The 15,235-nt window shown below is 60.3% G+C and carries 11 protein-coding genes; 3 read left to right on the top strand and 8 right to left on the bottom strand.

The window, feature by feature from the left end:
- The first annotated feature begins 41 nt into the window (after positions 1–41).
- Positions 42–761, top strand: coding sequence for a YdjY domain-containing protein (locus AB1805_00175; GenBank protein MEW5743839.1), 720 nt, complete (start codon positions 42–44; stop codon positions 759–761).
- A 12-nt stretch (positions 762–773) separates the two neighbouring features.
- Entirely contained in the window at positions 774–2,618 is a 1,845-nt protein-coding gene (locus AB1805_00170) for a VTT domain-containing protein (GenBank protein ID MEW5743838.1), read from the top strand.
- 67 nt (positions 2,619–2,685) lie between these two features.
- Here AB1805_00170 and AB1805_00165 read toward each other — a convergent pair whose 3' ends face one another.
- The 8 genes from AB1805_00165 to AB1805_00130 form a co-directional block, all read right to left on the bottom strand.
- Complete coding sequence (locus AB1805_00165; GenBank protein ID MEW5743837.1) at positions 2,686–3,804, bottom strand: EAL domain-containing protein; 1,119 nt, start codon at positions 3,802–3,804, stop codon at positions 2,686–2,688.
- Between the two features lie 84 nt (positions 3,805–3,888).
- Positions 3,889–5,115 (bottom strand): HD domain-containing phosphohydrolase, encoded by a 1,227-nt coding sequence (locus AB1805_00160; protein ID MEW5743836.1) that lies wholly within the window; start codon positions 5,113–5,115, stop codon positions 3,889–3,891.
- The gene (locus AB1805_00155; GenBank protein ID MEW5743835.1) at positions 5,112–5,477 is read right to left on the bottom strand and encodes an STAS domain-containing protein; all 366 of its coding nucleotides are present in this window, start codon (positions 5,475–5,477) and stop codon (positions 5,112–5,114) included. Before AB1805_00155 ends, AB1805_00160 begins: the two co-directional genes overlap by 4 nt.
- Positions 5,474–7,156, bottom strand: a complete 1,683-nt coding sequence (locus AB1805_00150; GenBank protein MEW5743834.1) for an ATP-binding protein — start codon at positions 7,154–7,156, stop codon at positions 5,474–5,476. The genes AB1805_00155 and AB1805_00150 overlap by 4 nt, the downstream gene beginning before the upstream one ends.
- Before the next feature lie 213 nt (positions 7,157–7,369).
- Positions 7,370–8,476, bottom strand: coding sequence for a dual specificity protein phosphatase family protein (locus tag AB1805_00145; protein MEW5743833.1), 1,107 nt, complete (start codon positions 8,474–8,476; stop codon positions 7,370–7,372).
- 7 nt (positions 8,477–8,483) lie between these two features.
- Positions 8,484–8,840 (bottom strand): response regulator, encoded by a 357-nt coding sequence (locus tag AB1805_00140; protein MEW5743832.1) that lies wholly within the window; start codon positions 8,838–8,840, stop codon positions 8,484–8,486.
- Complete coding sequence (locus AB1805_00135) at positions 8,815–10,914, bottom strand: ATP-binding protein (GenBank protein ID MEW5743831.1); 2,100 nt, start codon at positions 10,912–10,914, stop codon at positions 8,815–8,817. Before AB1805_00135 ends, AB1805_00140 begins: the two co-directional genes overlap by 26 nt.
- Positions 10,911–11,840 (bottom strand): phosphate/phosphite/phosphonate ABC transporter substrate-binding protein, encoded by a 930-nt coding sequence (locus AB1805_00130; protein ID MEW5743830.1) that lies wholly within the window; start codon positions 11,838–11,840, stop codon positions 10,911–10,913. Before AB1805_00130 ends, AB1805_00135 begins: the two co-directional genes overlap by 4 nt.
- 174 nt (positions 11,841–12,014) lie before the next feature.
- Between AB1805_00130 and AB1805_00125 the strand changes: the two genes are divergently transcribed.
- A complete protein-coding gene (locus tag AB1805_00125) occupies positions 12,015–15,212 on the top strand; it encodes a PEP/pyruvate-binding domain-containing protein (GenBank protein MEW5743829.1) in 3,198 nt (1,065 codons plus the stop codon).
- Positions 15,213–15,235 lie beyond the last annotated feature (23 nt).

The raw sequence follows: 15,235 nt of genomic DNA, 5'->3' as shown, positions 1-15,235 counted from the left end.
AGACGTTGTCTCGCTCACTATAAACCGGGGGAGTTATGAGTATGGAAAGAGATTTCTTAAAGCACATCGGCACTGGTATTCTCGTAACAATAGTTATGGCACTGCTCACCGCAAGCGTCTTCGCTGATTCGCACGAGAAAAAAGGACATCAGCTGATCGCAAAAGTAGGCAGCACAGGTATACAGAATTTCCCGACAAGGGAAAACCCTGTCATTGTCGATGAAAAAGGCAAGCGGGTATTGATCTACACGGAAGTGCATGAAATGAACGTCCATCAGCCGAACGTCCACTGGGGCGTGGTATTCAAAGAGGGCAAATACCAGGACCGGGCGATTCTCAAGGCCTACGCTCATAATCTCGATTTCTACGATGGTCTGATAAAGATCGGCGCAAAGCCCGGCAATACCTTGACAAAAGAGACGGTCGGCAAGCATGTGGAAGGTGATACTTTGAACATAACCGCCACCTGGCCCGGACTGGGAAAAGAGCTTTCATTAAACGAAATCTTCTGGGATGAACAGGGCAAGGATTTCCATATCAAATTCGGCGGCAACCGCAAAGCCTCAGAGGAGCAGAAGACCGGATGCATCACCTGCCTCGAAAGCTGCTGGATTGCGGTATCGAGCAATGCATCCTACCCGCAGACCGGCACATTGAAAAGGTTCATCAACCCGAATTCTAGGTATAAGGGACGCGCAGAAGTGCTCCCGACCGACGGCAAACCCGTGATTCTCATCTACAGGGTAGCACATTCAAAGTAAAAATCCTTTCTGATGCTTATCGATCAACAGAAAAAAACAGAAAAACGAGATATTCCGATGCGCGGAGCGCTTCCGGAGGCGCTCCGCTCTGTCTCCGAAACGTGCACCGAGTGCAAAACGTGTGTAAAGGAATGTGCATTCCTTTCGAAGTACGGCACCCCCAAGGAAATTGCCGATTCCTGCAACCCTGAAGGAATGAGGCGTCAGGCCCTGCCCTTTGAGTGCAGTCTCTGCGGATTGTGCTCGGCGGTCTGTCCGGTAAAGATCGATCCTGCCGGCATGTTTCTCGAAATGAGGCGAGCTGCGGTCATGCGCGGTGCAGGAGACTTCCCTGAGCACGCGGGAATTCTGGGTTATGAGAAAAGGGGGACCTCCCCGAAGTACACCTATTACGGTCTTCCCGATGGATGCTCCACTGTCTTTTTTCCCGGATGCACCCTGCCCGGAACGCGCCCCGAAAGGACAAAAGAGGTCTTTCTGCTTTTGAAAAAGGCCATCCCCACTCTCGGCATTGTTCTCGACTGCTGCGCAAAGCCCTCCCATGATCTCGGGAGAACCGGGTGCTTTACCGCCGTCTTCGGCGAAATGAGGCGGTTCCTCCTTGATCACGGAGTGGAAAAAGTCATCGTAGCCTGCCCGAACTGCCACAAGGTATTCAGCAGGTACGGCGGTGAGATTGAGGTGGAAACCGTTTATGAGCTCATGGCCAGAAATCGCTTATCGGCCGGTAACGGCACCGTCGGCAAGGTCACGATCCATGATCCTTGCGCTCTCAGGGAGCATGAGACGACCCACAGGGCCGTCCGTGATCTGGTGAAGGGACAAGGCCTGCAGACAGAAGAAATGGCCCATTCAGGGAAGCTGACTCTCTGCTGCGGCGAAGGAGGCTCGGTCGGCTTTCTTTCGCCGGAGCTTTCAAAGAAATGGGGCATGCTTCGGAAAGACGAAGCAGCCGGCAGAAGAATAATTACCTATTGCGCGGGATGCGCCACTTATCTGGGAGCATTGACCCCTACAAGCCATGTACTTGACCTTCTCTTCGAACCGCAGGCCACCATGGAGGGGACGGTGAAAGCGGCAAAGGCTCCGTTTACCTACCGCAACAGGATACGGTTAAAAAAAGAATTCAAAAAGCTCGTCGATGCACGGGGCCACAGAGAGCGGCCGCTTCCGGAAAAGAGCGGGAAAGGGAACCTCATTAAACGGCTCTTCCTTGCAGCGATGTTCATCGGGGCGATTCTGGCAGTGCATCTGTCCGGTGCTGTCGCATACCTGGAAAAAGATGCCTTGCAGCGTCTCATCGAGAGCTACGGCGCCCTCGCCCCGCTCATCTTTGTACTTATCTATACGATCGCCCCGGTGCTCTTTCTGCCGGGCCTTCCGCTCACCATCACCGCCGGGGTCCTCTTCGGCCCCTTCTGGGGGGTGGTCTACAGCATCACCGGCGCCACCCTCGGCGCCTGCCTCGCCTTCCTCGTCTCACGGTATGGTGCACGGGGCTGGGTAGAACGAAGGCTGCAGGGGCCGCGCTGGCAGCAGCTCGATAAGGACGTGGCGCAGCAGGGCTGGAAGATCGTTGCCATTATGCGGCTCATCCCCCTCTTGCCTTTCAATCTCCTCAATTACGCCTTCGGCCTCACGAAGATCAGGTTCCTGCATTTTGCCCTGGCGTCGCTCATCTTCATGCTTCCCGGCGCAATAGCCTACGTCGTCTTCTCGAGCTCCCTGCTCGACGTAATCGAGGGCACGCTGCCGCCGGCCTTCTTCATAGGTCTGGGACTGATTGTCCTGGGATCCCTCCTCCCTCTCCTGTATCGCCGATATAAAGCACGGAACGAACAGAAAGACCCGGGGTAGAACAGCAGGATGGAAAGGAACAGGGGATCAGAAAAGGAGCCGGGCACCCGGCACGTCTGACGGCGGGCTACTTGTAGATAACCTTGAATGCTGCGAACTCATCCGGCGGAAGCGGCCTGCTGAAATAGAATCCCTGGACCTCGTCGCAGCCGTTCTTCTGGAGGAGCATCAGCTGGTCGATCGTCTCGACCCCTTCGGCGACCGCCTTCAGGCCGAGGCCGGACCCCATGGCGACGACCGCTCTTACGACCGCGAGGTCATCGGGATTCTCCGTGATGCCTCTCGTCACCGTCCTGTCGATCTTTATCCGCTGCACAGGGAGCTTCCTCAGATAGTTCAACGACGAATAGCCGGTCCCGAAGTCGTCGAGCGAGAGCGTAACCCCCAGCTCCTGCAGCTGCTGCAGGGTGGCGACGGCCAGCTCGATATCCTGCAGGGCGATCGCCTCGGTAATCTCGATTTCGAGCCGCTCGGGACCGAGCCCTGTCTCGTTCAGCGCCCGGGAGACCGTCTCGATGAGCTGCGGCTGCCGGAACTGCCGGGCAGACAGATTGACCGTCACCCGGAGCGGCGGGCGCCCCTGGCTCTGCCACGCCGAAACCTGTTCACAGGCGGTGCGCAGCACCCACTCATCGAGGGCTACGATAAGGCCGCTCTCTTCGGCCAGGGGAAGGAACTCCTCCGGTACGAGCAGTCCCCTTTCAGGATGGTTCCAGCGCACCAGCGCCTCGGCGCCGGTGACCCTGTTGAGCGAGCTGTCGATCTGGGGCTGGTAATGCACCACCAGCTCGCCGCGCCCTATGGCTTGTACCAGGCTGTTTTCGAGGCTTTCAACCCTTTCCGGGGTCAGCTCCCCGTTCAATGCAGCCGTACCGGCTGCGCCGGCCCGCTCAGGCAGCTCCCCATAGGTCCTCTGTCTTTCCTCGGCGCTTCCGCTGCTGAAGACGCTGAAATCGAGGGGAGGTGCGCCGCTCTCTTCGGACGACGCCTCCGGGGCCCTGGCCTCGCCGTTTTCCGTATTGAGCGCCTTTCTGATCTCCTCGTCGGAAAATATCGAGAAATCGAACCGCGCATGGCATTGGGAGTAGTTGCATTCATAAACATTCTTGGCGATCGTATTGGTAAACCCCAGCCCGCAGGACGGGCAGGTGCGGGTCACGATGACTTTGTATGCTTTGTGTATCATGACTGTATTTTACCTGAAAAAGGAGCGAAGGAGCACTAAAGATATTCTCGCTTCTGCACCATGCTTTTTTCCTGCGGATAACGGCTACTCGGAGAGCTCTTCGATCAGCGCCTGGAGGATCTCCGAAATGATGGAGGGATCGAATCCCTCGTCGAGGTGGGGCAGTATATGCGGTTCGGGAAGCTCACCCTTTATCTCCTTGTCGAGCACCCTGCAGAAGGCAGCGACGATGCGCGGCTCGAACTGGGTCCCCAGGCACTTCTTCAGCTCCTCCAGGGCCTCCCTCAGCTCCAGCCGCGGCTTGTAGGGCCGGTCCGTGGTCATCGCGTCGAATGAGTCGGCGAGGATGAGGATCTTGGCGCCCTCGCTCAGGTCGGCGCCGGTCAGCGAATCGGGATAGCCGTTGCCGTCGAGCCGCTCGTGGTGGTGCTTGATCATCTTCACCACGTCTTTCCAGGGGAACTTTATCTTCGAGCTGATCTTGTACGAGACCGAGGAGTGGCTCCGCAGCTCATGCCACTCCTGGTTCGTCAGCGGCTCCTTCTTGTTGAGCACTTCGTTGTTGACCACCAGCTTCCCCACATCGTGCAGGAATCCCGCGATATAGATGCCCTCGATATCGGACTCGCTCCAGCCGAGCTCCCGGGCGATCGCCACGGAATAGCGCGCCACGCGCTGGGAGTGGTTCTTGGTATAGGCGTCCTTCGCGTCGATGGCGGCGGCGAAGGCCTGGATGGTGTCGTGGTAGATGCGCCGCATCTCTTCGTAGAGCTTCCGGTTCCTGTCGAGCTGCTCCGAGAGGTTGATGAAGAGGGCGTGGTTGCTCAGGGTGATGCCGATCTGGTGGGCGATGACCCTGAGGAGCTCGAGGTCGTCGGGGGTATAGGGCTCCTCGGTGAATTTGCTGCTCAGCGCGATAGCGCCGATGAACTCGTCCCTCACCCAGAGGGGGATGAATATCTCGAAGCCCGACTGGAGCAGCTCTTCCTTCAGCCCGTAGAAGAGCGCGGAGCTGTTTCCGTTGCCGCCGAGCCGGCAGGGCTCGTTCTTCCTGAGCGGCAGCATGTGCTCGATGCTGAAGGTCAGCATCGGGATTTCGGTCTTCTGAAAGCCCTTCTTCGCCAGGGGGATGAGCGCTCCCGTATCCTTCTCATACACGAATATGGCTCCCCGGTTCGCGAGAAAGGTCCCCATGATGGAATAGAGGACCGACTGTATCTTGACGTAGAAGTTTTTCGACGAGGTCACCTCCTGGCCGAGGTCGACGAGGGATGAAATATGGTACAGCGCTTTTTTCAGCTCGAGGCTCATTGCAGGGGGCTGCCGCCGAAATGCCGCAGCGCATCCTCTTCCCTGTCGAAGACCGCAACGTACTTCGTCAGGCCGAGCACCTGGAACGTCTCGGCGTACATCTTGCTCATATTGGTAAAGCAGAGGCTTCCGCCCGACTCCCTGAGCCGCTCGATGATCGTCAGGAGCAGGGAGATGCCGATGCTGTTGATGAACTCGGTCTCGCTGAAATTCAGCACGATGTTCTTTACGCCTTTGCCGAGGCAGGCGGAAGAGGCGTCGACAAGGTCCTCGCCCGTGATGTTGTTCAGGTATCCCCGGGGATAGATGACGGCGACACGGTCGTTGAGCTTCGTCGTGACGTTGAAATTTGCTGCTTTCACCGCAACACCTCGTCAGGCTTTATTTTTTTCACGAGCAGCACCCTGGTCTTTTCCCCTATCCGCTCCACCTTCACTTCGTCCATGACGGTGCGCATCAGCTTGAGACCCCACCCGCGCTTGTGCTCCGTATTGAGCTTGTCTTCGGCAGTGACGCCCTCGCCGAACTCGGGCTCGAAGAGCTTCCCCGGCGTCTCGATGGCGATCTCGATCCTCTCGGGGCTGACCGTAAATTTGAGGAAGACCTTCTTCTCGTAGCTGCCGCTGTGCTCCATGGCATTGATACATGCCTCGATGAGGGCGAGCTGGATATGGTTGGTGACATCGGGGTTCAGGTGTATGTTCTTCCCGATCTGCTCGACGGCCCGCGCTGCAACGAGCTCGGCATCGGAGCTCATCGGGATGACCATCTCGAAGCAGGCGGCCTCGCTGCCCTCGGTATAATACTTCGTCTCGATGAGCTCCCGGACCCGCTCCGTGCTCCTCCCTTCGACCTCCCGCAGGTAGAGGCTCTGGATGAAGTCCTGCAGCACATTGTCCTTCAGGTGCCTGAGACTGCCGCCCGCCTGCACGATGCCCGACATCTGGAGCGCATCGAGGGCCTGCCGTATGGACCGCTCCGGGATGCCGAGCACGCGCGAGAGTCTCCCGATGTCGTGGAACTCGGTGTTCGACTTGATCGAATGCATGAGCAGCTCTATGGCTACCCTCCTCTGGTCGACGTCGCGGATGAACTCGCCGAGAATCGAGGACCAGTAAAAAGCGGTCTCCCCTTCGGAGACTTCGTAGCTGTAGCACTCCCAGAGGTCCCGCTCCGACAGCTCTTTCTTCTGCATTTTCCAGAGCGACCGGGCGGCGTTTCTGATATACAGGGGGTTTCCCCCCAGGAATTTCATGAACTTGAGCGACGACTCGACCTGCTCCCTGATGCCGAGCGCAGTGCAGTAGTATCTGAAGAGCCCCAGCGCCGCGCGCTCGTCGAGGGCGCGGACGAAGAGCCGCTCCGCCTGCCCCCTGAAGGCATTATCGGTGAAGATCGACTCGAGGGCTCCCTCCGGCGAGCCGGTCAATATATGGGGGCAGACGGGAGACCGCAGGGAGCTCTCGAAGAGACTGACCAGGCCCGGCACATCCCCGGGCTGATGCTCGTAGAGCTGCGGGGCGAGATGGAAATCGTCGAGCATCACGAGCAGCGTCCGCCCGCTCTTTTCCGCAGCGGTCACCGGCGCCGAGATCGCCCCGAGGAGCTGGCCGTGCAGGTCACCTTCGCGCACCTGCTCGTTGAAGTCCTCGATCAGGTCGATCATCCATTCGGCCCGCAACGAGGCGATGAGCGGCATCAGGCGGGTAAGGGGGGTGCTCATAGCGTTGACCAGCGAGGGGTCCTGCTTCACCGAGGCGAGATACTGCCGGACGAAGCGCATAAAGTAGTCACGGGCGAAATGGGTGCCCTTGAGCGCGGCTCGCTGAAAGGAATAGTAGAAGGGGACAACGGTATCGCTGCCCTGGTAAACGGTGCGGTAGAGCTGCTTCAGGAGCTCGGTCTTGCCTATGCCCCGTGCTCCCTCGAGGAGGACGTTGCGGGCAGTGGCAGCGTCGCGGGCAGCGATCAGCTGCTTCAGGTGGCTGAGCTCGGTATCCCTGCTGATGAAGCCTTCTCTGGGAAGTGTGTTAAAGGGCACTACCGGACACCTCGCTCGTATTCCGCGTGCCGGATACGGCGCGCTCGCTGCCGTGCCTGTCTGCCGGTAATCTTTTCCATCATCGATACCATGACGCCTCGAATAACAATCCCGACCATTATACCAAATCCTGAGCTCCTTGGGGGAGGAAAAAATGGATATGCCCCTGCTGCAAGGAAAGGACCGGCAGGAGAGATTTACCTTTGAAATGATTCAGATTTTCGAGAGAAAGCTGAAATAGTCCTGCACGAATTTGCCCGAAACCACCCGGGTCAGGGGAAAGAGGAGGCTCCGGTCCTCGAGAAAAGAAGAGTTCAGGGCGAAAAAGAGGCGCTTCGAGATGTCGTGGAGCTCTTTATTGATCGCTTCGGGGCTGAGCGAATCCCCGCTATCCAGGGCATCACTGCAGGAATCGCCATCGCAGGCGTCAGCGGCGATGGGATGGAGGCGGCAGGTGAGGGGACGGTACTCATAGGCGATGCACCTGCCCTCTCTATTCAACGGACAGGTGTAGCCGGCGGCAGCCGGACATTCCGGATCGGCAGGGATTACTGAACTGGTTGAATCGCCTGAATGGGGGGTGTCCCCTTCGTCCGAAAACACCCGGTGCATGGCGATCGCCCTGGCCGCGGCATCGACCCGGTCGTTCCTGCTCAGCCGTTTGTTGAGCGAGAGGTGCAGGTAGGCTGCCTCGATGAGCTGCAGATGGAGGAAGCGGTGGCAGCATGCATCGGTGTCCCTCCCGCACCGCCGGATACCGGCGCTGCCCGCTTCTATCGCCGCCTCGACCCCGTCTACGAGGCGCTCGTAATCGGTGAAATACAGGCCGAGGTCGACGAGGTTCTTCGTCTCTATCGACGGCTCCCGCAGGGTGAGCTTCCCCGATTGTTTATCGTACTTCCGGAGCAGCCGCCACTGGTGAAAACTCGTGGGATTGGGCCGGAGCCGCTTCAGCCGCTCGCGCGCCAGCTTGAGGCCGAACCCCCGCCGGAGCAGGTAGGCGGTGATGAAGGTCCCGGTCCGGCCGAGCCCGAGGCGGCAGTGCACCAGCACCTTTTTGCCGAGGTAGATCGCCTCATCGAGCCAGTCGAGGGCCTCTTCCATCTCCTTGATGTTCGGGGCGGAGTCGTCGACGACCGGAAAATAGTAGACATCGAAGCCGTAGTCGCGCTGGATGTCGTGCAGGTCGCAATATTCGGCACAGAGATTGACGATGGCATCGATGCCCTGGCCCCGTATGGTGCCGAGGTCGTCATAGGACATCGGCGCAGCGCCGGTCGCCAGGCTATCGGTAACCCATAACACTTCGTAGCCCGCCATAATCCTTTTACTTTAAGACATCGGCCACCTTTTCTTCCAGTTCTTCCTTTTCGAAGGGTTTTACGCAATACTCGCTCGCTCCCAGCCGCACCGCGTCCTTCGCCGTCTCGAGGGTCGGATACCCGGTCAGCATGATCACCTTGACCGCGGGATTCACCTTCCTGATTTCGGCCAGCACCTCGATGCCGCTCATCTTCTTCAGCTTGATATCGAGAATGGCGAGATCCACCGCATGCGCCTGCGCATAGGCGATCGCCTCCTCCTCCTCGGTGAACCCCACGACCTCGTGCCCCTTGCGTTCGAGGATTTTGCGTATCAGGGTGACCGCCTCGGCTATGTCATCGAGAACCACTATCTTCGCCATGGGCAACTGCTCTCCCTTCCTTGTTTTCAGAATCACGATACACCGGCAGCCGTATGATAAAGACCGTCCCCCTGCCCTCGCCGCCGTTCGCGCCGCCGGGCCATTCCCTCAGGGGCGCGCCCGGGGGGCTCTCGACATCGATCTTTCCTCCGTGGTCCCTTATGATGCCGAAGGTCACCGAGAGACCGAGCCCCGTCCCCTTGCCGACCCCCTTGGTGCTGAAAAAGGGATCGAATATCCTGTCCTTTATCCGCCGCGGGATCCCCGGACCGCTGTCCGCGATCGAGACGACCACTTCCTGCTGCTCCGCGTCGTACTCTGTGGCGACCTCGATCCTGCCGTCCGACCCTACGGCGTCGAAGGCGTTCTTGAGCACATTGATGAAGACCTGCTCGAGCTTCTCCTGGTCTCCGAAGACGAGGGGAAGCTCCGCCGCCGGGTACCGCCCGATCGAGACCCGTTCGAGGCCGAAGGTGTGCTCCACGATATCGACCACCTGCGTCAGGGTGCTGTTGATGTCGAGCGGCCTCTTGACGCTCTGGGCATGGCGCGAAAAGTGGAGCAGGTCCGCGACGATCTTCTTCGAGATCCGGGCGTACTTCTCGATCGTCTGCAGGGTCTCGTGCGCCTCGGTGCCGGCTGCGGTATCCTCGAGCAGCAGCTGGGTATTCCCCAGGATGATCCCGAGCGGCGTGTTGATCTCGTGCGCAACGCCCGCAGCGAGCTGTCCCAGGGACTCCATCTTCTGGGACCGGATGATCTGCTCGTGGAGCCGCTTGAGCTCGGTAATGTCGGTGCTGTTGCAGAGGATGCCGGCGACACTGCCGTCCGCATCGAAGACCGGCGTCTTGACGAGATGGAACCAGCGGATGCCCCCCGCCTTTCTCGTCTTCCGCTCGGCCGAGAGGGATTCCCCGGTCTCGACGATCCGGAGGTTCTCCTGCCGGTTGACCTCGGCGAGCTCGGGGTTGAAGAGGTCGGCGTCCGTCTTCCCGATGATCTCGTCCTCGCCCCTGCCCGCCATTCTGCAGAATGACTGGTTGACCGCCTGGAACCGGAACGACCGGTCCTGCAGCGAGACGCTGTCGGGCGTCACATCGAGGATGGTGCGGAAGAGCTGCTGCTGCTGCTTGAGGCTCGCCTCGGTCTTGAGCAGGGCCTGCAGGCGGTCCCGCAGGATCAGCGCCATGATGTTGAAGAATTCCGAGAGGTCCTGGATCTCGTCCCCGGTATTGCCTCGGTATACCTTGCAGTCGAAGCAGTTCCTGATCTTGTCCTCGTAGTTCTTCTCGACGCAGGACTGGCAGAGGGTGCCGACGAGATACCAGCAGCGCTGTCGGGTGTTGCCGTAGGCAGGGCATTCACGCTTGGCGCACTTCATCGTCTCCCAGCACTGCTGCTTCACTTCCGGCAGCATGGAGATGTCCAGGTTGCCTTTGATGAGCTCTTCGGCCGAGTCGTGGAGGAGCCGTATCCTCTTCGTCACGGTCCGGGCGAGCGCGGTGCTGACAAAGCCCGCTATCAGGATGCCGAGCACGGTAGACAGCACCGTCGCCCCCACGAGCTTGCTCACCACCTGCTGGGCATGGGCGCGGGACATGCCGACCCGTGCGGTGCCGAGGCGGTCGCTGCCGGCCATGACCGGCACCGCGACATCGTAGATCACCTCGGCGCCGGTCGTGATAAGGCGAACGTGATGCCCTGTCCCGTCGGCCACGGTATTCACGGCCTTCAGGTCAACGGGAAACCCGCCTGTAAAGGTATGCACCAGCGGCTCGCCGTAGCGGTCTTGGATGAATACGTAGGAGAGGTCCTTGTTCCCGCGCACCACCTCGTCGACGGCCTTCTTCATCTCGAGGAAATCCATGGTCAGCAGCGGCTCTGCCGCCCGGGAGCCGAGAGAGACGGCGCCCGATATCCCCCTCATCTTGTTCTCCTCGAGGAGCGCCTCCGACGCGATTCTGCTGATGACCAGGGAGAGGCCGCTCCCCAGGGCGAGCAGTATGAGGATGATGCTCAGCGATATCTTGGTGCGAAGCCGGAGCCGTCTGTTTATGCGGTAAACGAACCTCACGGCTCCTCACTCAGGTCAAGGCCGGCTTTGACCGCTAACGCGCGCACGGGATCGAATTCGCTTTCGCTCGAAGCGACAACGCCGCTGATGGCGGCTGCATCGAGAATTTTCTTGTGCCCGGGGTCCTTTCCGTCGAGTTTCAGGAGCGCCTGCCGTATCGTATCCGCGACAGCGCTGTCCAGGTCCCGGCGGACCGCGTAGACCCAGCCGGGATAGGAGCGGGTATACGCGAGCACCCTCAATTCGCCCACATCGATCCTGTCCGCCACCACCGCCAGGGTCCCCTCCCGGACGGAACCGATATCGTACTTTCCGGCATGCACGGCGAGGACCACCTTTTCCTGTTTTCCTCCGGGACCGGGTGCGAAGTCTATCCGGGCAAAATCGCTCTTCCCGATACCGTGGTCGATAAAGTGCCCGAGCGCAAAGAGGTATCCTCCGGCAGAGGAAGGGTCGGTCGCTATCCACCGCTTCCCCCGGCAGTCGTCGATGGTCTGAACATCGGGATTGTCCTTGCGGCAGATGATCATCCCGCGAAAATCCTTTTTCCCGTCGAGCTCGACGACCCGCGCCAGTGCCCGGGCGCCGTAAAGACGGGAGAGCTTTATGTAGACGAAGGGGTTCGAGAAGGAGATATCGATCTTCCCCTGGCCGAACATCTTCACCTGCTCGTCGAAGGTATCGGGATAGACCTGCTTGACGTTCAGGCCCGTCTCGTTCTTCAGGTATTCGACGAGCAGGTTCTGCCGCTTATAGGAGACGAGGTGGGAGTATTGGGGCAGATAGGCGAAGGTAATGCTGTTCGGCTCCCGCTTTACCGCGACCTCGGCGCGCTTCGTCATATCGACCGCGACCGGCGGCTCCTCCCGGCTGCAGGCTGCGGCAAGGATCAGTATCGGCAAGAGAGGCAGTAGCGTTTTCATCATCGGACGTGGCAACATAGATCGCTGTTCTCTAAGGTTTACACATTTGCGGAATGATAGTCAAGAAAGCGCGGGCAGGGAAACCCGGCGGAGCTTTTTGAAAGCCCGCTCTCGTTGGCTATATAATAGAAGAAGCAGCGTTTCGGACAGACGTACGGGACAGGCGGGAGGCGGCAGATGAGAAACATTCTGAACAGGTTGCGCATGAAGCGCGGGTGCACGCCCTTGGACGAGCACCGCGGAGCCTCTTCAGCGAAGTACCGCCGCTTCAAGAGCCTCCTCCGCCACAACCATGCGGCGCTCTCCCTTATAGCCGACCTCGAGCAGATGTATCACAGCGGAAGACCGTTCAGCCTGGTCACTGCGCGCATACGGTATGAAGAGCTGCTCGAGTCGGTCCTCGGCATCGTCCACGCGATCAATGCCATGGCGGATGACCGCTATGCGGCGTTGTACGGCGCGGCCGAGGCGCTCGACAGGAAGCTCTTCGACTCCTTCAATCCCCGCTGCACCGTCGCCACCAAGGAAGTCGTCCTCCCTTTTGAAGAGATAACGAGGGAGATGGAGATCGTGGCAGGGGCAAAGGCGGCGAATCTCGCGGCCATAAAGAACAACCTCGGCATCCCGGTACCCCACGGATTCGCCGTCACCTCCTATGCCTTCGAGCGCTTTATCGAGGAGAACCGGCTCGTCAAGGCTATCGACGAGGAGCTCTCGACCCTCGCCCCGGAAAAGCCGGAAGAGATCGACCGCGCAGGCGCGCGCATCAGGAAGCTGATCCAGGGGGCCGCGGTTCCCGCAGACATCATCGCCGCCATCGGTGAGGCCTATGCAGCGCTCGAGCAGAAGACCGTGCCGGGCGTGCGCATCGCCATGAGGAGCAGCGCCATCGGCGAGGACACGGAGGCGAGCTTCGCCGGGCAGTATGCGACGGTCCTGAACGTGACCCGCGATTCGCTCATCGACGCGTACAAGACGGTCATCGCGAGCAAGTATTCGGGCCGGGCGCTCGCTTACAGGCTGCACCACGGCCTCGACGACCGGAGCACCCCCATGTGCGTCGCCGGCGTCGTCATGGTCGATGCAGCGGCGAGCGGCGTGATGTATACGGTGGAACCCTCCCTCGGCGACGCCTGCCCCCTGCAGATCAACGCCCTCTGGGGTCTCGGCGAATATCTCGTGAGCGGCACGAGCTCTCCCGATACCTTTGTCGTCGATCGCAGGGACCAGAGGATCACCGAGCGGCATATCAGCAGGAAGGAGCAGCGGCTCGTCGCGCTCCCTTCGGGCGGCACCCGGCTCGAAGCGGTCCCCGATCATGAACAGAAGCTCCCCGCCCTCACCGACGATGCCGTGATGGCCCTGGCCAGGTATGGTCTCCTGCTCGAAGAGTTCTATGAGTCGCCGCAGGACATCGAGTGGGCGGTCGACGGCAGAGGAACGATCGTCATCCTCCAGTCACGGCCGCTCGGCCTCCCCGAGATGCGGCAGCAGAAGGAGACGGCGGTCCTCGACCTCCCCGCTCATCCCGTGCTCCTCTCGGGAGGCAGGCCCGCGTCATTCGGCGCCGCAGCGGGAAGGGTCGTGAAGGCGACACGCCCCGATGGTACAGAGGATGCGCTCTCGTCGCTCCCGGCCGACGCGATACTCGTCACGAGAACGGCTTCGCCCAATTATGCGAAGGTGATGGGCAGGATACGGGGCATTGTCACCGATATAGGAAGCCCTGCGAGCCACCTCGCGTCGGTGGCGCGCGAATTCGGCGTCCCCGCGCTGTTCGATACGAAGCAGGCGATGCAGGCGCTTGCCGAAGGAGACCTCATCACCCTTTCTGCCGACGCATCGACCATATACAAAGGCATCGTCGAGTCGCTGCTCGCCGAAATGAGACCCGCGAAGAGGACGATCCTCGACAGTCCCGTTCACCGCCGGCTGAGGGGCATTCTCGATTACATTTCTCCCCTCACCCTCACCGATCCCGAAAGCCCGTCGTTCGCTCCCGACGGCTGCAGGACGTTCCACGACATCATACGATTCACGCACGAATACGCCATGAAGGAGATGTTCGGCATTACCGAGGAGCTCAAGGACAAGACCCCGTCGGTGAGGCTCGTCTCGACCATCCCCCTCCAGCTCCGTCTCGTCGACCTGGGCGGCGGTCTCAGGGAGGGGCTCACGACCTGCGACGCTGTCACGCCCGACCTGATCGAGTCCGTACCGATGAAAGCGCTCTGGAAAGGCTTCGTCCACCCCGGCATAAGCTGGCAGGGCACGATGAGCGTCGACACCGGCAACTTCACCGGCCGCCTCGCTGCGCAGGCTGCGGCGGAGTTCGGCGAAACGCCGGGAGGGGACAGCTACGCACTCCTCTCGCATGACTACATGAACCTGAGCGCCCGTTTCGCCTACCACTTCGCCACCGTGGACGCCCTCTGCGGCGAGGACAGCAACCAGAACTACGCCACGCTCCAGTTCACCGGCGGCGCCGGCGCGTACTACGGGCGGTCGCTGCGGATACAATTGCTCGGCGCTGTCCTCGAACGGCTGGGGTTCACGGTCCAGATCAAGGGAGACCTCATCGACGCCTCCCTCTGCCGGTATGACCGCCCTTCGCTCGAAGAGCGGCTCGACCAGCTGGGGAGATTGCTCGCCTCGAGCCGCCTGCTCGATATGACGATCACCGGCCAGGACGATGTCGAGCAGTATATCAGGGCGTTCTTCGAGGGCGAGTATGATTATCTCCAGAAGCCGAGGCCCGATCAGCTCCAGGGATTCTACACCAGCGGCGGCCATTGGCAGCGCATTGCCGGGGATGGACACCACTACTGCGGCCAGGACGGCTCGCGGTGGGGGCGCGGCATCGCCTCGGGTATCGCGGGACTTGTGGGAAAGGTGATGGGCCAGTCCTACCAGGAGTTCCTCGATACCATCGAGGCGTACTACTACTTCCCGCTCGCGGTCCTGAGGCGCTATGAGTTCTCCGGGGGCATGGTGGCAGTGAAGATAAGGCCGGTTGCAGGAAACATCGACCGGGCGGGCGGCATCGCTTTCGGCATAAAGGATATCGAGAACTATTTCGTACTGAGGCTCAACGCCCTGGAAGGGAATGTGATCCTCTTCGAGTTCATCAACGGCAAGAGGGTCCAGCGCGCTTCGGCGCGCAAGAGAATCGAGTCAGGGGCCTGGCACCTCCTTGCGGTCGAGGTCAACGGCCCGCAGATACGCGGCGCCTGTGATGGCGAGGCGCTCATCGAGTATACCGCCGGCGCACCGCCGGCAGGCTTCATAGGGCTCTGGACAAAGGCGGACTCGGTCACCCATTTCGACGAGCTCACCATTACCGCCGGGAGCGGGGAAGAGCGCATCGAGTTCTAGGGCTCTCTTAACGATAGATTGGC

Source organism: Nitrospirota bacterium (genome assembly GCA_040752355.1).
GTDB lineage: Bacteria > Nitrospirota > Thermodesulfovibrionia > Thermodesulfovibrionales > Dissulfurispiraceae > JBFMCP01.
Note: the sequence above shows the minus strand (reverse complement) of the source record. Positions and strands in the feature narration are given on the sequence as shown.

Excerpts from the sequence above, each read along its gene's own strand:
- AB1805_00160 (MEW5743836.1), bottom strand. The coding sequence starts at position 5,115 with ATGAGCCTCGAGCTGAAAAAAGCGCTGTACCATATTTCATCCCTCGTC.
- AB1805_00175 (MEW5743839.1), top strand. The coding sequence starts at position 42 with ATGGAAAGAGATTTCTTAAAGCACATCGGCACTGGTATTCTCGTAACA.
- AB1805_00140 (MEW5743832.1), bottom strand. The coding sequence starts at position 8,840 with ATGGCGAAGATAGTGGTTCTCGATGACATAGCCGAGGCGGTCACCCTG.
- AB1805_00145 (MEW5743833.1), bottom strand. The coding sequence starts at position 8,476 with ATGGCGGGCTACGAAGTGTTATGGGTTACCGATAGCCTGGCGACCGGC.
- AB1805_00170 (MEW5743838.1), top strand. The coding sequence starts at position 774 with ATGCTTATCGATCAACAGAAAAAAACAGAAAAACGAGATATTCCGATG.
- AB1805_00130 (MEW5743830.1), bottom strand. The coding sequence starts at position 11,840 with ATGATGAAAACGCTACTGCCTCTCTTGCCGATACTGATCCTTGCCGCA.
- AB1805_00125 (MEW5743829.1), top strand. The coding sequence starts at position 12,015 with ATGAGAAACATTCTGAACAGGTTGCGCATGAAGCGCGGGTGCACGCCC.
- AB1805_00165 (MEW5743837.1), bottom strand. The coding sequence starts at position 3,804 with ATGATACACAAAGCATACAAAGTCATCGTGACCCGCACCTGCCCGTCC.